Annotated in this window: 17 protein-coding genes; 9 read left to right on the top strand and 8 right to left on the bottom strand. The window is 74.3% G+C overall.

All coding sequences use genetic code 11. The features are described from left to right. Positions 1 to 13 precede the first annotated feature (13 nt). From ABRQ22_RS13320 to ABRQ22_RS13305, 4 genes are read right to left on the bottom strand one after another with little or no spacing between them, the layout of a single operon-like run. The gene (locus tag ABRQ22_RS13320) at positions 14 to 979 is read right to left on the bottom strand and encodes an NAD(P)-dependent oxidoreductase (RefSeq protein WP_353707063.1); all 966 of its coding nucleotides are present in this window, start codon (positions 977 to 979) and stop codon (positions 14 to 16) included. A gap of 60 nt (positions 980 to 1,039) precedes the next feature. Next, entirely contained in the window at positions 1,040 to 1,936 is an 897-nt protein-coding gene (locus tag ABRQ22_RS13315) for a carbohydrate ABC transporter permease (protein ID WP_087470567.1), read from the bottom strand. Further along, positions 1,936 to 2,916 (bottom strand): sugar ABC transporter permease, encoded by a 981-nt coding sequence (locus ABRQ22_RS13310; protein WP_197088843.1) that lies wholly within the window; start codon positions 2,914 to 2,916, stop codon positions 1,936 to 1,938. Before ABRQ22_RS13310 ends, ABRQ22_RS13315 begins: the two co-directional genes overlap by 1 nt. After that, complete coding sequence (locus tag ABRQ22_RS13305) at positions 2,913 to 4,325, bottom strand: extracellular solute-binding protein (protein WP_204538820.1); 1,413 nt, start codon at positions 4,323 to 4,325, stop codon at positions 2,913 to 2,915. Before ABRQ22_RS13305 ends, ABRQ22_RS13310 begins: the two co-directional genes overlap by 4 nt. Positions 4,326 to 4,498: 173 nt before the next feature. On the opposite strand from ABRQ22_RS13305, the gene ABRQ22_RS13300 reads away from it, so the two are divergent. From ABRQ22_RS13300 to ABRQ22_RS13280, 5 genes are all read left to right on the top strand, one after another. Then, a complete protein-coding gene (locus ABRQ22_RS13300; RefSeq protein WP_353707062.1) occupies positions 4,499 to 5,860 on the top strand; it encodes an enolase C-terminal domain-like protein in 1,362 nt (453 codons plus the stop codon). 288 nt (positions 5,861 to 6,148) lie between these two features. Then, positions 6,149 to 6,631 carry a hypothetical protein gene (locus ABRQ22_RS13295; protein ID WP_353707061.1) on the top strand — a complete coding sequence of 161 codons (483 nt, stop codon included), beginning with the start codon at positions 6,149 to 6,151 and terminating at the stop codon, positions 6,629 to 6,631. A 41-nt stretch (positions 6,632 to 6,672) separates the two neighbouring features. Next, positions 6,673 to 7,725 carry a peptidoglycan-binding domain-containing protein gene (locus ABRQ22_RS13290; protein ID WP_353707060.1) on the top strand — a complete coding sequence of 351 codons (1,053 nt, stop codon included), beginning with the start codon at positions 6,673 to 6,675 and terminating at the stop codon, positions 7,723 to 7,725. Between the two features lie 10 nt (positions 7,726 to 7,735). After that, positions 7,736 to 8,365 carry an ATP-binding cassette domain-containing protein gene (locus tag ABRQ22_RS13285; protein WP_353707059.1) on the top strand — a complete coding sequence of 210 codons (630 nt, stop codon included), beginning with the start codon at positions 7,736 to 7,738 and terminating at the stop codon, positions 8,363 to 8,365. Beyond that, the gene (locus tag ABRQ22_RS13280; RefSeq protein WP_353707058.1) at positions 8,358 to 9,395 is read left to right on the top strand and encodes a hypothetical protein; all 1,038 of its coding nucleotides are present in this window, start codon (positions 8,358 to 8,360) and stop codon (positions 9,393 to 9,395) included. The genes ABRQ22_RS13285 and ABRQ22_RS13280 overlap by 8 nt, the downstream gene beginning before the upstream one ends. 23 nt (positions 9,396 to 9,418) lie before the next feature. On the opposite strand, the gene ABRQ22_RS13275 is transcribed toward ABRQ22_RS13280, so the two are convergent. Further along, entirely contained in the window at positions 9,419 to 10,564 is a 1,146-nt protein-coding gene (locus tag ABRQ22_RS13275; RefSeq protein ID WP_087472657.1) for an ROK family transcriptional regulator, read from the bottom strand. Between the two features lie 163 nt (positions 10,565 to 10,727). After that, positions 10,728 to 12,317, bottom strand: coding sequence for a beta-xylosidase (locus ABRQ22_RS13270; RefSeq protein ID WP_353707057.1), 1,590 nt, complete (start codon positions 12,315 to 12,317; stop codon positions 10,728 to 10,730). A 170-nt stretch (positions 12,318 to 12,487) separates the two neighbouring features. Between ABRQ22_RS13270 and ABRQ22_RS13265 the strand changes: the two genes are divergently transcribed. Further along, positions 12,488 to 13,270: a deoxyribonuclease IV gene (locus ABRQ22_RS13265; protein WP_353707056.1), complete on the top strand. Its 783-nt coding sequence runs from the start codon at positions 12,488 to 12,490 to the stop codon at positions 13,268 to 13,270. 105 nt (positions 13,271 to 13,375) lie between these two features. On the opposite strand, the gene ABRQ22_RS13260 is transcribed toward ABRQ22_RS13265, so the two are convergent. After that, positions 13,376 to 13,954 carry a hypothetical protein gene (locus ABRQ22_RS13260; RefSeq protein WP_353707055.1) on the bottom strand — a complete coding sequence of 193 codons (579 nt, stop codon included), beginning with the start codon at positions 13,952 to 13,954 and terminating at the stop codon, positions 13,376 to 13,378. A 173-nt stretch (positions 13,955 to 14,127) separates the two neighbouring features. On the opposite strand from ABRQ22_RS13260, the gene ABRQ22_RS13255 reads away from it, so the two are divergent. The 3 genes from ABRQ22_RS13255 to ABRQ22_RS13245 are packed head-to-tail and all read left to right on the top strand — an operon-like array spanning position 14,128 to position 16,063. After that, a complete protein-coding gene (locus tag ABRQ22_RS13255; RefSeq protein ID WP_353707054.1) occupies positions 14,128 to 14,808 on the top strand; it encodes a YceI family protein in 681 nt (226 codons plus the stop codon). 20 nt (positions 14,809 to 14,828) lie between these two features. Beyond that, positions 14,829 to 15,335, top strand: a complete 507-nt coding sequence (locus ABRQ22_RS13250) for a sigma-70 family RNA polymerase sigma factor (protein ID WP_353707053.1) — start codon at positions 14,829 to 14,831, stop codon at positions 15,333 to 15,335. Then, positions 15,332 to 16,063, top strand: a complete 732-nt coding sequence (locus ABRQ22_RS13245) for a zf-HC2 domain-containing protein (RefSeq protein ID WP_353707052.1) — start codon at positions 15,332 to 15,334, stop codon at positions 16,061 to 16,063. The genes ABRQ22_RS13250 and ABRQ22_RS13245 overlap by 4 nt, the downstream gene beginning before the upstream one ends. Before the next feature lie 13 nt (positions 16,064 to 16,076). Here ABRQ22_RS13245 and ABRQ22_RS13240 read toward each other — a convergent pair whose 3' ends face one another. Continuing rightward, positions 16,077 to 16,877 carry a MerR family transcriptional regulator gene (locus ABRQ22_RS13240; RefSeq protein WP_253051742.1) on the bottom strand — a complete coding sequence of 267 codons (801 nt, stop codon included), beginning with the start codon at positions 16,875 to 16,877 and terminating at the stop codon, positions 16,077 to 16,079. Positions 16,878 to 16,909: the final 32 nt, after the last annotated feature.

Genomic DNA, 16,909 nt, shown 5'->3' with positions numbered 1-16,909 from the left:
CGTGCTCAGGGGGTCAGGCGCTCACCCCCTCGGCCGGCGCCTCGGTCGCGGGGTCGAGCGCGTCGCCCGTGCGCCAGTCGTGGCGCGGGACGAACCCGAACAGCTCGCGCACCGCGGTCGTGTCGATGACGGACGCGAACCCGTCGAGGGGCCGCGTCACGCGGGAGCCCGGGTGGAAGCGTTCGAGGAGCTCGGCCGTGGGGACGTCGCTCGTCGTGTCGGGCGCGGCGACGTTGACCACGTGGTGGCCCGTGACGCCCGACTCGAGGATCGCGCGCACCACGTCCACCGCGTCGCGCGTGTCGAGCCACGTCCACAGCTCCTGCCGGATCGCTCCGGGGTCGCGGTGGGCGAGGTCGACCCACTCGCGCAGCCGGTCGCCCGACCCCACGAACGGCATGCGCAGCATGGTCGTCGGCAGGCCGTAGCGCCGCGTGACGTACTCCCCCACCTGCTCGGACAGCAGCTTCGACAGCGCGTACGCGTCCACCGCGACCGACTCCTGCGCCTCGTCGACCGGGACGTAGGCGGGCGAGAGGTGGCGGCCCGCCCACGGGTAGCCGTACGCCGAGAACGACGACGCCGCCACGGCGACGCGCACGCCCGCCCGGCCCGCGCCGTCGAGCACGCAGAACGCGCCCTGCACGTTCTGGGCGACCGTCTCGTCGTCGGGCGCCTGGCCCGGCGACGCGATCGCCGCGAGGTGCACGACGCCGTCGACCGCGGGCGCGTCCTGGTCCTGCCCCGCACGGAGCACGGAGTCGACGAAGGCCGCGTCGCGCGTGTCGCCGACGAGGCTCGCGACGGCGGCCGGCGCGTCGAACGGCGCGCGGTCGGTCGCGACGACGCGGTACCCCGCGGCGGCGAGACGCGGGACGGCGACCCGCCCGATGACCCCGGCGGCCCCCGTGACGAGGAGCGTCGCCCCGGGCAGGAGGGCGGGCCCGGCGGGCGCGTCGGTGGACGTGGTGGAGTTCATGGCGTGGTTCCGATCTGTGCGGTGGTGCGTGCTGCGCGGTCGGGGCCGGGGCCCCCGGGGTCACCCCTTCACGGCACCCACCAGGCCGTTGACGAAGTACCGCTGCGTCGCGAGGAAGAGGATGATCACCGGGATCACGACGATCAGCGCGCCCGCCATGAGCTGGTTGTACTGGACGACGTTCGACGACTGGAGCTGCTGCAGCGCGATGGGGAGCGTGAAGGTCGACGGGTCGTTGAGCGACACCCGCGACAGCAGGTACTCGTTCCACGTCGGGATCGCGGTGAGCAGCGCGATCGTGATGATCGCGGGCCGCGCGAGCGGCACGTAGACGCGCGCGAAGATGCGCAGCTCGCCCGCGCCGTCGACCCGCGCGGCGTCCCGCAGCTCCCCGGGCACGGACTGGAACGCGTTGGTGAGGAGCAGGATCGACAGGGGCGCGGTGCCGTTGACGAACGGCAGGATGAGGCCGAGGTGCGTGCCGAGGATCCCGAGCTGGTTCTCGAGCAGCACGATCGGCAGGAGCGTCACGACGCCCGGCACGAACAGCAGCACGAGGAACAGGCGGAAGAACGCCTGCCGCCCGGGGAAGCGCAGCACCGCGAACGCGTACGACGCGGCCGAGTACACGACGACGACGCCGAGCGTCGTCAGGCCCGTCACCTTGACGCTGTTGAGGAAGTAGTCGAAGAAGTGCAGCCGGCTCCACGTGTCGACCAGGGTCGACAGCGTCGGCTCGGCGGGGATGAGGTTGCCCCCGCCCATGACGATCTCCTGCTGCGTCTTGAACGCGGCCGAGACCATCCACAGGAACGGGTACAGGCTCACGACGGCGTACCCGACGAGGAGCACGCCCACCACGACGCGCGCGACGACCACCTTGGCGGGGGTGCCGCGACGGCGCGGGGTGAGGGCGGGCACGTCGGGAAGCTGCGTGCGGTCGGCGACGGTGGTCATCACTTCTCCCTCGTGACGCGCTGGTTGACGATCGCGACGGCGAGCGCGGCGAAGAACAGGAGCCAGCCGAGCGCGCTCGCGAGGCCGAGGGTCGGGGCGAGCTGCTGCTGGAACGCGAGGTCGTACGTCTCGAGGCCGAGCACGTTCGTACGACCGGCCGGGCCGCCGTTCGTCATGATGAGGAAGATCTGGAAGCCCTGGAGCGCGTCGCGCACGTTGAGCAGCATGATGACGGCGGTCGTGCCCTTGAGGAGCGGCAGCACCACGGAGAAGTTGGTGCGCCACCACCCGGCGCCGTCGAGCTGGGCCGCCTCGAGGACGGACGAGTCGATCGACTGGAGGCCCGTCAGGTAGAGGAGCATCGCGACCGGGACCCCGGACCAGACCATGATGACGATGAGCGTCGGCAGCGCCGTGGACGGGTTGCCGAGCCAGCCCTGCGGCTGCGCGAGGCTGCCCAGGCCGAGCGCGCGCAGCAGGAGGTTGATCGCGCCGTTGGGCTCCAGCACGTACTGCCAGGCCATGTAGACCGCGATGCCCGCCGTGACGTACGGGACGAAGTAGACGGAGCGCAGGACGCCGGCGAACCGGCGCGCCTGGTTGAGCACGATCGCGAGCGGGAACGCGACCGCGAGGATGAGGATCGGCACGGCGATCATCACGACGAGCGTGTTGAGCGCGGCGCGGTGCACGACCGGGGCGTAGATCGGGCTCGCCCACAGCAGGTCGGCGTAGTTCTTCAGCCCGACCCACTCCCACGTGGGCGTGAGGCCGTTCCAGCGCACGAACGAGAGCTGGGCGCCGAAGAAGAGCGTGTACACGCCCATGACGAGGAACAGCAGGAGCGCGGGAGCGATGAAGACGTAGCCCCACGCCACCTCCTTGCCGCGGTAGCGCATCTTCTGCCGGCCGCGGCGCCGGCCGCCGCCGACGCTCCCGTGGGCGGGAGCGTCGGCGGCGATCGTCGCGGGGGTGGTCACTTCGACTGCGACCAGAACGTGTCGATGAGCGTCGCCACGGTCGTCGAGACGGCTGCGACGTCCTGCGTCGCGAGCGGTGTCAGCTCCATGACGGCGTCGCCCACCTGGGCCGCGTCGTACGCCGCGGGGCGGTACGACGTGTCACCGGGGTTGTAGGCGTTCTCGCCCTCGCCGAACGCGCCGATCATCGCGCCGAGGACCGGGCCGACCGTCGAGGACGGGTCGTCGCCGAGGTCGACCGGCGGGACGTCGAGGGCGTCCTTCGCGAACGTGGCCGCCACGTCCTGCTCGGACAGGTACTTGATCCACTGGAGCGCGCCGTCCTTGTTGCCCGTGGTCGCGGAGACCGACAGGCCCGTGAGGCCGAACGGGGCGAGCTGCAGGTCGTCGATCGCGCCGCCCTCGGGGGCCGGGACGGGGAACGTGACGATGTTCTCCGCGTCCATGCCGTTCTGGGCGAGGAAGGCGAGGGTGAACGTGCCGCCGATGTCGAACGTCGACTTGCCCTGCGCGAACGCGATGTCGGCGTCGTCGATGGTCAGCGACTGCGTGCCCGGCATCCAGTACGGCTGGATCTGGTTGTACGTCTCGAGGACCTTGACGCCGTTGGGCGACGCGAAGTTCTTCGCCGGGTCCTGGCCGAACAGGGCGCCGAAGTCGTCCTTGCCGAGCTGGCCGTACGCCATGGGCTGCATGAGCCACTCGAGGCCCGTCGTGGAGGACTGGAAGCCGATGCTCACGCCGCCGTCGTCGGGGTTCGTCTGCTTGACGGCGTCGAGCGCCGCGACGAACTCCTCCCAGGTCTTGGGGGCCTCGGTGACCCCCGCCGCCTCGAGGCGCTCCTTGTTGGCGTAGACGATGCCGAACGTCCCGATCGTGAAGGGCACGGAGAACCGCTGACCCTCCTCGATCCCGGCGGTCTTGGACCCCTCGGCGAGCGACTGCTCGTAGTACGCCGGGGTGACGGTCCCGTCCTCCGCGACGGCGGGCAGGAAGCGCGAGCTCCAGTCGTCGTCGACGTCGTCGGACAGGTCCTCGAGCAGCCCGGCGCCCCCGAACGTGAAGTCGTCGCCGTGCGTGTGGACCTCCATGACGTCGGGCAGGTCGCCCGTCTGCGCGGCCGCCTGCACCTTGGTGATGAACGCGTCGTCGGGGGTGTACGCCTGCACGTCGACCGAGATCCCGGTCTCTTCCTCGAACGTCTTCGCGGCGTTCTGGAGGGGCTCGACGTGGGACTGCTTGAAGGTCCACATGGTCAGGCTGTCAGGGTCGCCCTCGCCGGAGCCGCCGCCGTTGCCGCCGCCACCGGCCGGCCCGCTGCACGCGGCGAGCGCGCCGGCGAGCAGGGCGGAGGTGGCGATGGTCGCGGTGATGCGGGCGGGGAACGGACGACGTCGGTGTCGGTTCACGGGAAGCCTCTCGGTCCACGGGCGACGCCGGGGCAGCGTCGCGGTTCCGGAAACATAAATCAATTCGATGTACAGTGTCAACGACGGCGACCGGACACCCCGTTGTTCCCGGCCCCGTCCACCGACGCGCGGACCGTCCCGCGCACTCCCGAACCCGCGGAACGAGGTCACCGATGACAGCAGCGCAGCAGCCCGGCACGGACGGCACCGGAGCCGACCTCCTCGAGGTGGGATCCGAGGCCGTCCGCGAGGTCGCCCGGGAGGTCCTCGCCCCTGCGCCATGGACGCCCGAGCGCTCGGGCTCCGGGGACGAGGGCCTGCGGATCACCGCGGTGCGCACGTTCCTCACGGGCCCGCAGGGCTGCCCGTACGTCGTGGTGCGGGTCGAGACCGACCAGCCCGGCCTCTACGGGCTCGGCGACGGCAGCGACCCGCAGCGCCCCCTCGCGACGCGCACCGTGATCGACGAGTACCTCGGCCCGATGCTCGTGGGTCGCGACCCCTCGGACATCGAGGACCTCCACCGCCTGCTGCTCAACAGCGGCTACTGGCGCGGCGGCTCCATCGAGCACAACGCCCTCGCAGCGGTCGACGTCGCGCTCTGGGACCTCAAGGGCAAGGTCGCCGGCCTCCCCGTCCACCAGCTCCTCGGCGGGAAGGCCCGCGCCTACGCCGACGCGTACACGCACGTCGACGGTGCCGACGCCGCCGAGGTCGCCGAGAAGGTCCTCGCCGCCGTCGAGCGCGGCTACCGGCACGTGCGCGTCCAGGTCGCCGTCCCCGGCCGCGACACCTACGGCACCGCACCCCGGGACGAGGCCGAGGCCGCGCGCCGTCGGGCCCGCACCGACCGCTGGGACACGCTCGCCTACCTGCGCCACGTGCCCGGCATCCTCGCCGACGTGCGCGACCGCGTCGGCCCCGACGTCGAGCTGCTCCACGACGCCCACGAGCGCATGACCCCCGCCGAGGCGCGGCAGTTCGTGCGCGCCGTCGAGGAGGCCCACCTGTTCTTCCTCGAGGACGCGCTCGCGCCGGAGGACGCCGCCCACTTCCCCGAGCTGCGCGCCGCCGGCACTACCCCGCTCGCGGTCGGCGAGCTCTACCACGACCCCCGCGCCTACCTCCCACTGGTCGCGGGCCGGTCGATCGACTTCGCGCGCCTCCGCATCCCCACGCTCGGCGGGCTCACGCCCACGCGGAAGCTCGTCGCCGTGTGCGAGATGTTCGGCGTGCGCACCGCGCCGCACGGGCCGGGCGACGTCACGCCCGTCGGGATGGCGGCCAACATGGCGCTCAACATCTCCTCCCCCGCGTTCGGCGTCCAGGAGGCCGCGACCTTCCGCGACGCGACGCTCGAGGTGTTCCCCGGCGCCCCCGTGCCGACCGACGGCCACCTGCTCGCCCCCGAGGCCCCCGGCCTCGGCGTCGACTTCGACGAGGCCGCGGCGCGGAAGTACCCCGTCGGCGCCCCGCTCGAGCACGACCGCTGGGCGCTCCTGCGCGCCACCGACGGCAGCGCCCACCGCGCCTGACGCGACGACGGGACCCGGTGCCCGCAGGCCGGGTCCCGTCGGACTGCCCGGCGCACGTCGAGCGCGGGGCTCTGGCCGCTGCGTCGCGCCCGCGGGAGAGCTCGACGTTTTGTTTTGCGGGGTTGTGCAATATGGTGCGAGCCCCTACCTTGAGCCCCACTGTCCGATGTTCGACGACGAACGTTGAGGGGAAGCAGTGACTCGTCCCGGAACGACGCGGGCCTCGGTGCCCGCCGCGGTGTGATGGTGCGCCCCTCCCGTCGTGCGGGGGCCTTCGTCGGAGTCCTCGTGGGGACGCTGTTGCTGGCCGGTTGCGGCGGCACCGGCTCCGACGACGTCCCGCAGTTCGACGCGATCAACGACGACGAGGACCTCTCTCTTGCTGGTCCGGAGCAGCGCGAGGCGCTGTCGGACGGTGAGGTGACCCAGGACGAGTACATGGCAGGGTTCGAGCGGTTTCGGGCGTGTCTGCGCGCTGAGGGTTACGAGCTGCGGGACGTCGAGCTCGTCGGGGTGGTGTGGCAGGGCGGGATCCCGGCCGAGGCGGTCGACTCCGGCGTCGAGAAGACCTGCTACGACCGTGACCTCAGGTTCGTCGACGTCGTCTGGCAGACCTCGAACCAGGAGGAGACGTCGCTGCTGGACGCCCTGAGGTACTGCCTGCAGGAGCGTGGGCTGGGCGTCCCGTCGACGCTCGCGGAGGCGCAGCGCGCCGTGACCGGTGCCGGGCTGGACGAGGCGGCGTGCGTCGCGGAGTACGACGCCCTGTGAGGAGCGACCGGTCCCGTGGCTGGGTGCGCTTGGCGCCGTTGGTGGCGCTGTGGGCCGTGCCCGTGGTCGCGGTCGCCGTGGCGTTCCCGCTCGTCGACGCCGCGGAGGAGCGGAGCGTCGCGGTGCCGGCGCCGACGGTCGTCGAGGTCGGCGCCCGTTCCGACGACGGACGGACCGCGGTCGAGGTCGCGACGGTGCGTGCCGTGGCTCCCGAGGTCCGCGCTCCCGCGGGGGGAGTCGTCACCGCGCTCACCGAGGCGGGTCCCGTCGTGGCCGGGCAGGCGCTGTTCGCCGTCGACGGCGTCGACGTGCTCGCGTACCGCGGCGACCCGCTGTGGCGCGACCTGCGCCCGGGTGACCGTGGTGCGGACGTGCGCGCGCTCGGGGACTACCTCGTGTCGCTCGGGTACCTGGACGCGGTCGGCGTCGACGACCGGTTCGGCCCGGCGACGCGCGAGGCGGTCCGGGCGCTCCAGGAGCGCCTCGGGGTTCCCCGGGACGGGGAGTTCCGCCTCTCGTACGTCGTGCGGGTCGACGACGCCGTGCCGGCGGTCACCGGTCCGCTCGTCGGCCTGGGGGACCGGGTCGAGGCGGGCGACGCGGTGCTGGAGGGCTCGCAGCCCGTGGAGGCGCTGACCGTGGCCCCGATCGCCGAGGGCGGCGGTCTCGGCCGGCTCGCTCGGGAGCCGGTCGTGCTGCGCCTGGGCGAGGTCGAGGTACCGATGTCGAGCGCGGCGCCCCAGGGCGCCGAGCTGGACGGCGTCGTGGCGGCGCTCGAGGAGGCCGCGGCCGCGGGCACGCTCGAGCGGATCGCGGACGAGTCGACGTCGACGGTGCGCTACCGGGGCGCGATCCTCGCGCTCCAGGACCCGGCGGAGCGCGGTGCCGTCCCCTCGACGGCCGTGCGCGTGGACCACGACGGCACGACGTGCGTCCTGCTGAGCGACGGCTCCACGGCCGCGGCGCAGCCCCGCCGGCTCGAGGTCGCGGAACCCGGGAACGAGCTCGCGACGGTGCTCGTCGACGCCGACCTCGTCGGCTCCCGCGTGCTGCGCGACGCGACGCAGGCCACCGGTACGTCAGGGTGCGGGTAGCGGCGTGCGCGTGGACGTGATCGACGCCGCCATCGCGTTCGGGCCCGTCCCGGTGTTCGCCGGGCTGACCGCGACGTTCGAGCCCGCGCGCGTCACCGCGCTCGTCGGGCCGTCCGGCAGCGGCAAGTCGTCGCTCCTCGCCGCCGTCGCGGGGTACCAGCCGCTCGCGACCGGGCGGATCGAGCTCCACGGGATCGACGGAGCGCCCCGACCGCCCTCGCCCGGCGTCGTCGCCTGGGTCCCCCAGGGGTCCAACGCGCTGGGGCGCCGCTCGGTCCTCGACAACGTCCTCGTCGCGCCGCTCGCGGCGGGCCGCCCCGGACGAGAGGCCCGGGACACCGCGCGCGCCGCGCTCGACCAGGTCGGGCTCGCGGACCGGGCCGACGAGCAGGCCCGGCGCCTGTCCGGCGGCGAGCTCCAACGGGTCGCGCTCGCGCGCGCCCTCGCGTCGGGCAAGGAGCTCATCCTCGCCGACGAGCCGTCGGCGAACCTCGACGCCGCCAACACCGAGCTCGTCGCCCGGATCCTCGCCGGGCTCGTGTCGCACGCGACGATCGTCATCGCGACCCACGACCCGGTGCTCGTCGCCGCAGCCGACGCGACCGTCCCGCTCCGGCGGGAGGCGGTCGTCCGTGCGTGACGGTTGGCGCGTCGCCGACCTCGCGCGCGAGGCCCTGCGCAACACCGTCGGCCGCTCCGCACGGCTGCTTCCCGCGGTCGCGCTCGCCGTCGTGCTCGGGTCGGGCACCGCCGCCTTCGTCGCGCTCGAGACCGCGTCGCTCCAGGACGAGCTGGACGATCTCGCCGAACGCGGGCGCGGCGTCGTCAGCTACATGCAGGCGAACCCCGACCAGCCCGCCCTCGTCTCACGCGCGTCGTGCGAGGCGCTCGCGGGAGCGCCGGGGGTCGAGGCCGCGGGAGCGGTCGTCCCGGGCGGCAGCGCGCTCGTCGTGCCCGTCGGGCCGGACGTCCCCGTGCAGCGTGCGTCGACCGCCCTCGTCCCCGGGCTCGCCGACGTCGACGCCCTCGTCGGCGCGGGCCTGCTCGACCGGACCGGGCCCGCGGACCAGCGCGTGCTCGTCGGCGACGAGGCGCTCGACTCCGCGCGGACCCCGGCCCTGCGCGAGGGGGTCGGGACGGGCCGTTCCCTGACGGTGCCCCTCCGGCCCGACGACGCCCAGGTCGAGCGCTGCGTCGTCGTGCTCGACCCCCTCGTGGCCCTCGACGACGTCGCCGCGACCCAGATCGCCTCGCTGCACGTGAGCGGCAACGCCGTGGTCGGCACCGAGGCGCTGCGGGCGACGAGCGACCCGGTGCAGGCGTTCCTCGACCGGCCGAGCCGCTTCCTGCCCGTGCTCCTGGGGCTCCTGGGCGCCGTCACCACCGCCGTCACGTACCGGCTGCGCGCGAGCGAGCTCGCCGTGTACCGGCTCTCGGGCACGTCCGCACGCTCGCTGCTCGTCCTCGTCGCGCTCGAGACCCTCCTCGTCGCGGGCGTCGCCGCGACGGCGACGACGCTGGCCGCCGTCGCGCTCCACGCCCGCTATCTCGATCCGACGACGCCCGTCCTGTGGGGGCTGGTCCTCGCCGGGACCTGGGCCGTCGTCACCCTCGCCGCGACCGCAGACCTCGCGCTCCGGCGCCCGACGGACCTCGCGAAGGACCGCTGACCCCGGTCGGCCGGACCTCGCCCTCAGCCGAGGAGGAGGGCCTGGGGCTGGGGCGAGAGGGTCTGGTCGAGCACGAGGCAGGCGGCGCCGACGGCACCGACGTCCTCGCCGAGGTGCGTGCTGACGACGCGGATGTCGTGCATCTTGTCGACGAACGGCGAGCTGGAGATCATCGGCTCGACCGTCGCGAAGAACCGCCGCGAGAGCAGCGGCCAGTTGGGTCCGCCGAACACGACGAGCTCGGAGTCGAGGAGGGCCGCGGCCGCGGCGACACCCGTGCCGACGCGCCGCGCCCAGCGGTCGATGATGACCTGCGCGCCGCGCTCCCCCGCCGCCGCGAGCTCGACGAGCCGGGCGAGCTGCTCCCCCTCGACGCTCGGGCCGCGGCCGGGGACGGCGTCGAGCACGCCGGCGGCGACCGCCTCGTTGACCAGGGCGCGCGTGGTGCAGTTCGCGTCGAGGCCGCCGACCTCGCCAGCGTTGCCGGACGCGCCGCGCAGCACGACGTCGTCGACCACCACGCCCATGCCCGACCCGGCGCCGAGGTAGAAGAAGAGGAAGTTGCCCGAGTGCGTCGCCGCACCGGCCCACCGCTCGGCGACGGCGGCCGCGATGACGTCCTTGTCCATGAGGACGGGGAGCCCGGTCGCCTCGGCGAGGCGGTCGCGCAGCGGGACGCGCCCCCACCCCTCGAGGCGGGGCGGGTCGACGACGGACCCGCTCGCGAGGTCGATCGGCCCCGGCACGGCGATCCCGAGCCCGAGGATGCGGTCCCGGTCCGCGCCGGACGCGTCGATGACGGCGTCGATCGTCTCGGCCATCGCGGCGATGGTCGACTCCTGGTCGACCACCGCGGGCGTGGGGCGCCGGAGGCTGTGGACGACGCGCCCAGCGAGGTCGAGCACCACGTACGTGATCACTGCCGGGTCGAGGTGGACGCCGAGGGCGTACCGGCCGCCGGGCACGATCTGGAGAACCGTGCGCGGCTTGCCCGCGCGGCCGCTCTTCTTGCCCGCCTCGGCGACGAGGCCCGACTCGAGGAGCCGGCGGCAGATGTTCGACACGGTCTGCGCCGACAGGCCCGTCGCTCCGGCGAGCTCGACGCGGCTCAGCCCCTCCGGCGCGCGCCGGATCGCGTCGAGGATGACGGACTCGTTGAAGTCGCCCATGCGCGGCAGGTTGGTGCCGCGGCGCACCGCGGACTGCGCGCCCGCCTGCGGCTCCGCCTGGTCGATCGTCACGCCCTGCCTCCTTGCTCGCGCCCGGTCGACGACGACCGGGCCGGGCGCCCGCCCCGCCACATCTTCCCACCGGCGGGCATGGTCCGGCCCCTCACGCGACCTGTCGGGCGAGGAGGAGCGACCAGGGCGCGAGCGTGCGCTCGACCCGCAGGACGCCGTCGGCGGGGACGACCACGGACTCGCGCCGCGTCGCGCGGGCGGCGGCGTCGAGGAGCGCGGTCTGCTCGCGCGTCGGCGACGACGGCGCGCCCATCGCGCGCCACGCGGCGACCGGGTTGGCGTGCTCGGGGTCGAGCGTCTCGAGCTCGACGACGGCGCCGGGCGCCAGGCCTTCGACGACGAGCGCGACGTCGCGAGGCGAGCCCGCCGCCTCCGTCGCGTCGGCGACGGCGCGGTCGTCGAACGAGGCGGGGACCGAGCGCGTGACCTCGGCCGGGTAGTGGTGCACGAGCGCCGTGACGCGGCCGGTCGCGTCGTCGCGCGTCACGACGCCGTCGTCCGCCGTCGCGAGGAGCGTGCCGCCGAGCGCGTGCAGCATGCGGTAGGCGTGGAACGTCGGCTTGGGCACGCCCTGGAGCGTGATCATGCCGAACCCGCCGTGGAACATCTCGTCGCCCGCGCCGCCCTCCTCGAAGACGTCGGTGAACGTCCAGTACGCGAGGGAGTCGACGGTCCCGATCGAGCGCAGCACGGACCGGACGACGTAGACGGCGGCGGGCACGGTGTCGTGCGTGAAGTCACGGGGCGAGGACGACGAGTTCCACTCGGTGAGGTGGATCTCCGCGTCGGGGAACGCGCTCGCGTCCACGAGGCGGCGCAGGAGGGCGAGGTCCTTGGGGGTCGCGTCGACCTCGCGCGTCAGGCGCGCGCCCTGGCCGTGCTCGTCGAGCGCCCAGTCGGTGGGGTACGGGTGCGTCGAGACGAAGTCGACGGGCAGGTGTTCACGCTCACAGAAGTCGAGGAACGCCTCGAGCCACACGGGCTTCCAGTCGAGGGCGTCGAGGTCGGCGCCGAGCGTCGCCTCGTGCACCTGGAAGTCCTCGTCCTCCCCGTCAAAGCGGGCGTCGGGCACGAAGTTCGACGTCGCGGGGCCGCCCACGCGCAGGCGCTCGTCGACGGCCTTCACGGCCCGGGCCGACGCCGCGTAGAGGGCGAGGTACTCGCTGCGCGTGCCGCGGAAGAAGCCGCGCAGGTTGGCCTCGTTCCACACCTCGAAGTACCACTCGCGGACCTCGGCGAGGCCGTAGCGCGCGACCCAGTGCTCGACGAGCGAGCGCACGAGGAACGACCACCGGTCGAGGTCGACGGGCGGGGCGCCGTGCGCGCCCCACCAGAACACGGTCTCCGTCTCCCGGGCGAGCGCACGAGGGCTGAAGCCGAGCTCGACGAACGGCCGCACCCCGGCGTCGAGCAGCGCGTCGAAGAGCGCGTCGACGTACTGGAAGTTGAGGACGGGCGTGCCGTCCTCGCGCTCGGTGTAGACGAACATGTCGTCGTGCAGGAGGCCGTGGAACCGCACGTACTCGAACCCGCACTCCGCACGCACGGCCGCGAGGTGGCGTTGCCAGTCGGCGCGCAGCCCCTCGTTCGCGCGCCCGGCGCCGACGACCGTGCTCCAGAAGTGGGTCAGGGGTCGCCCCGCCTCCGTCGCGCTCGCGTGCAGGGTGATCGGCTCGGCCACTCGTCCTCCTCGTCGGGTGCGCGCGACGTGCCGACGCACGGGCGCTCGACGCGCTCGCGCCGTGGGAGCGAGTATAAATCAAACTGATGGATTTTCTGCTCGACGGTGCCGGGCCGACCGTCTCCCGGCCCGCTCCGCGCCCGTGGGCGGCTCCGCGTAGGTTGGTCCCCATGCGGATCGGAGCCCACCTCGACCAGTCGGACGTCATCGCGCAGGCAGCGAGCATCGGCGCGGACGTCGTCCAGATCTTCCTCGGCGACCCCCAGTCCTGGAAGGGACCGGAGTTCACCTTTCCCGGCGGCGCGGAGGCGCTGAAGGCCGCGGCCGCGGCGGCGGACCTCGAGCTCGTCGTGCACGCGCCGTACGTCATCAACGTCGCGAGCCCCAACAACCGCATCCGCATCCCCAGCCGCAAGCTGCTCCAGCAGATCGTCGACGGCGCCGCGGCGGTCGGCGCCACGGGCGTCGTGGTCCACGGCGGGCACGTCACCGCGAAGGAGGACCCGGAGAAGGGGTTCGACAACTGGCGCAAGGCGATCGACGCGCTCCAGACGGACGTCACCGTGTACATCGAGAACACCGCCGGGGGCGACTTCTCGATGGCCCGCCGCCTCGACCGGATCGAGGGACTGTGGGCTGCCGTGCAGCAGGCCGACGGCGCCGAGAACGTCGGGTTCTGCCTCGACACGTGCCACGCGTGGGCGGGCGGCATCGACCTCACGACGGCGGTCGACGACGTGCGCGCGATCACCGGCCGCGTCGACCTCGTGCACCTCAACAACAGCCGCGACACCGCCGGGTCGGGCGCCGACCGCCACGCCGGCCTCACGGCGGGCACGATCGACCCCGAGGCCCTGCTCGGCGTCGTCCGGGCGGCCGGAACGTCGGTCGTCTGCGAGACGCACGCCGACGTCCCGACCGACGTCGCGTGGCTGCGCGAGCAGGTCGGCTGACCACGGCGGACCCGGACGGCCACCCGTTCTGCCTGAGCTCGCCGCCGCTCGACCACCCGTGACCGGGCCGGCGCGGGGCCCGTCCGGGCCAGGACCGGGCGTCGGTCAGTAGCCCGACCCGGCGGCGGGGGCCGCGTCCATGATCTCGGTGCCGTCCGGCGCGACGACGTGCCAGACGCCGTTGACCCCCTGACCTGACACGTCTCCCTCGGCCTGGTCGGCCGCGTACGTGTAGACGGGGCGGCCGTCGACCGTGACCTGGAGCTCGCCGTCGACGCCGGTGATCGTGCCGACCTCCGCCGTGACGCCCTCGACCTCGGGCTCCGCGCTCGCCGCGTGGACCGCGGGCCACGCGGCGGCGCACTCGCCCTCGCACGCGCTCGTCCCGGAGCCCTTCGTGTCCTTGTCGTAGTAGTAGACGGTCATCCCCTGTCCGTCGACCACGATGGTGCCGAGCGAGGAGTCTGCCGTCCCGAGGGCCGGCCCGGACCCCGTGCCGTCGCCGGTCGCGCCGTCGCTCGTCGTGCCGGAGTCCGTGGACGGGCTGCTCCCGCCCCCGCCGTAGAGGCCGCCTCCCCCGCCGGAGCACCCGCCGAGCACGCCGACCAGCACGGCGACGAGCACGACGGCGGGGGCGGCGCGGGCGGTCCGGGCCGGGGCGGTAGTGGTCAGGGTGCGTCGCATGTCGACTCCTCGAGAGGACGGTCGGGGTCGCGAGCACGGCCCCTACTCTCACGACGACGCGGCTCGCCGTGCGGTTCATCCGATCGCACGGCGAGACTCGACTGAACCGATCGGGCGGCTGCCTCGTCTCCCTGGGTGACGGGGTCGACGGAGGATGATCGGGAGGAGCGGACGTGCGCAGGAGGACGAAGGTGCTCGTGGGGGTCGGTGTCGTGGTGCTGGGCGGTGCCGCGGTCGTGGTCGGCCCCGGCCTGTACGCGGACTGGTCCAACCGGGCCGCGGCCGAGGAGCCGACGCTCGACGCGCCGTCGGGCGACGCGGGCGCGCTCGACCCGGCGAGCCTCGCGGGCGACTGGACCGTGGCCGACGGCTCCTACGCCGGGTACCGCGTCCACGAGGTGCTCCAGGGCGAGGACGTCACGGTCACCGGCAGGACCGACGAGGTCACGGGGTCGTTCACCGTCGCCGACGGCACGCTCACCGCGGCGACGGTGGAGGTCGACATGGCGAGCGTCGCGACCGACGAGCCGCCGCGCGACGCGTACTTCCGAGGCGACGCGCTCGAGGTCGGGACCTACCCGACGGCGACGTTCGCGCTCACGTCCCCCGTCCAGCTGCCCACCGGCTCGGCGGACGTCGAGCTCGCGGGAGACCTGACGATCCACGGCGTGACGCAGGCCGTCACGGTCGAGGCGCAGGTCGGCACGACCGCCGGCGGCGTCCAGGTCGTCGGGAGCGTGCCGATCACGTTCTCCGACTTCGACGTCGAGGCACCGAGCCTCGGGTTCGTCACGGTCGACGACGCGGGCAGCGTCGAGTTCGGCCTCGACCTCGTGCCGGCGTCCGGGTCGTGACGGACGGGGAGGTGCCGCGCGTGCGCGCCGACGCCGACGACCTGCTGCGGGCGGTCCACGCCGCGCACGGTCCCGCGCTGGAGCGCTACGTCGCGCGCCTCACCCACGACCCGGCGCAGGCGCAGGACGTGGTCCAGGAGACGCTCCTGCGCGCGTGGCGCCACCCCGAGGTGCTCGAACGGCCGGAGGGCTCGGTGCGCGCGTGGCTCTTCACGGTCGCGCGCAACCTCGTCGTGGACGAGCTGCGCAGCGCGCACCACCGCCGCGAGCTCACGAGCGCCGACGTGCCCGACCGCGGCGAGGCGGACGCGACGCAGGCCGTCCTCGACGCGTGGCTCGTCGCGGACGCGCTCGTGTCGCTCTCGCCCGAGCACCGGGCCGTCGTCGTCGACGCGTACTACCACGGGCGTTCCGTGGCCGAGATGGCGTCGGCGCACGGCGTCCCGCCCGGGACCGTCAAGTCCCGCATGCACTACGCGCTCCGCGCGCTGAGGCTCGCGCTGCAGGAGAAGGGAGTCTCGTCATGACCGCCACCCCTCCCCCGGACCCGTACCGCGAGTGGGACGCGGCCTACGTGCTGGGCGCGCTGAGCCCGCGCGACCGCCGCGCGTTCGAGCAGCACCTGTCCACGTGCGCCGCGTGCCGCGAGGCCGTCGGCGAGCTCGCCGGCATGCCCGGGATCCTCGGCATGCTCACCGCGGAGCACGCCGACGCGCTCGTGGACGGCACGGGCGACGCGGGCGTCCGGAGCGGCACGGGGAACGGGTCCGACGACGGCGTCGTCGTCCCGCTCGCCGTCGTCGCGGCCGGTGCGCGGCGTCGTCAGGTCCGACGCCGGGCGCTGCTCGGGGCGGCCGCCGTCGGGCTGGTCGTGGCGGGCGTCGCGGGCGGCGTGGCCGTCACCCGCCCGGACGACGCACCGCCGCCTGTCGCGGCCGGGACGACGGAGGTCGCGCTGGAGCCGGTCGGCGCGGCGGACGTGCACGCCGACCTCACGCTCACCCCGGCCGCGTGGGGGACCCGCCTCGACTGGTCGTGCTCGTACCCCGTCGGGGAGTGGGAGGACGGCGCGACGTACCAGCTCGTCCTCGTGGACGACGCCGGCACCCGGGAGGTCGTCGCCACGTGGTCGTCCACGGAGGCGGGGAGCTCCGACGGGCTCGGGGCGTCGTCCGCCGTCCCGGTCGACGGGATCGCGCGCCTCGAGCTCGGCGTCGTGGGGGTCGACGGCGCGCTGGCCGCCGCCGACGTCTGAACCCGAGACCGGGTCAGGCCACGGGCACCGCAACCTCGACGACAGGGCCGGGACCGCGCGTCGCCCACGTGGGCAGGTAGATCTCGCGGTTGTCGCCCGCGGGTGCGCCGTCGGCGAGGGCGCGCCCCGACGACAGGTGGTCGTGGACCAGGACGAGCCCGGCCTGGTCTTCCACCTCCGCGGCGGTCAGCGCGACGTACGCCTCGTCGTGGGGGCCGTCCGTGGTGAGGACGAACCCCTGCGGTGGCCGCACGGCCTCGGCCACGGGGACCTGCACGGTGACGCGCGCGGCGAACCCCTCGGTCGCGCGCTCGTGGTACTCGACGTACGGGTGCCCGGCGAGCGGCACGCCGGCCGTGCGCAGGACGTCGAACACGGCCGCGGTCGCCTCCGGGAGCACGCGCGGGAGCTCCTCAAGGGTCGCGCGGCGCACGGTCCCGAGCACGAGCCGTTCCGCCACCGCGCGCCGGCGCACCTCCACGTCGAGGCGTGGCGCCCCGGCGAGCACGGACCGGACGTACTCCCCGGCCGCGAGCGACCCCGGGAGCGAGGACCGCCGCGCGCCCCACACCGTGTCGAAGGCCGCGACGGCGTCCGGTGCGCCGAGCACCTCCCCGACGTCGGCGAGCGACAGCTCGACGCCCCGCAGGAGCCGCACCAGCCGCGCCCGCGCCACCTGGCCGTCGTCGAACAGGCGCGGCCCGTCGTCGGTGGCCCGCCGGGCGGCGAGCAGCCCCCGGTCCGCGTACAGGCGGACCGCCTTCTCGCTCAGCCCCGTCGCCCGGGCCACCTGCCCCGTCGTGTGCTCGTCCATGCCCGCGACGCTAGGTCCTTCCCCTGGGGAAG

The organism is Cellulosimicrobium sp. ES-005, assembly GCF_040448685.1.
Lineage (GTDB): Bacteria > Actinomycetota > Actinomycetes > Actinomycetales > Cellulomonadaceae > Cellulosimicrobium > Cellulosimicrobium cellulans_G.
Note: the sequence above shows the minus strand (reverse complement) of the source record. Positions and strands in the feature narration are given on the sequence as shown.

Coding starts and splice junctions, on each gene's coding strand:
- ABRQ22_RS13320 (WP_353707063.1), bottom strand. CDS start 979: ATGAACTCCACCACGTCCACCGACGCGCCCGCCGGGCCCGCCCTCCTG.
- ABRQ22_RS13315 (WP_087470567.1), bottom strand. CDS start 1,936: ATGACCACCGTCGCCGACCGCACGCAGCTTCCCGACGTGCCCGCCCTC.
- ABRQ22_RS13300 (WP_353707062.1), top strand. CDS start 4,499: ATGACAGCAGCGCAGCAGCCCGGCACGGACGGCACCGGAGCCGACCTC.
- ABRQ22_RS13275 (WP_087472657.1), bottom strand. CDS start 10,564: ATGGGCGACTTCAACGAGTCCGTCATCCTCGACGCGATCCGGCGCGCG.
- ABRQ22_RS13265 (WP_353707056.1), top strand. CDS start 12,488: ATGCGGATCGGAGCCCACCTCGACCAGTCGGACGTCATCGCGCAGGCA.
- ABRQ22_RS13260 (WP_353707055.1), bottom strand. CDS start 13,954: ATGCGACGCACCCTGACCACTACCGCCCCGGCCCGGACCGCCCGCGCC.
- ABRQ22_RS13245 (WP_353707052.1), top strand. CDS start 15,332: ATGACCGCCACCCCTCCCCCGGACCCGTACCGCGAGTGGGACGCGGCC.
- ABRQ22_RS13240 (WP_253051742.1), bottom strand. CDS start 16,877: ATGGACGAGCACACGACGGGGCAGGTGGCCCGGGCGACGGGGCTGAGC.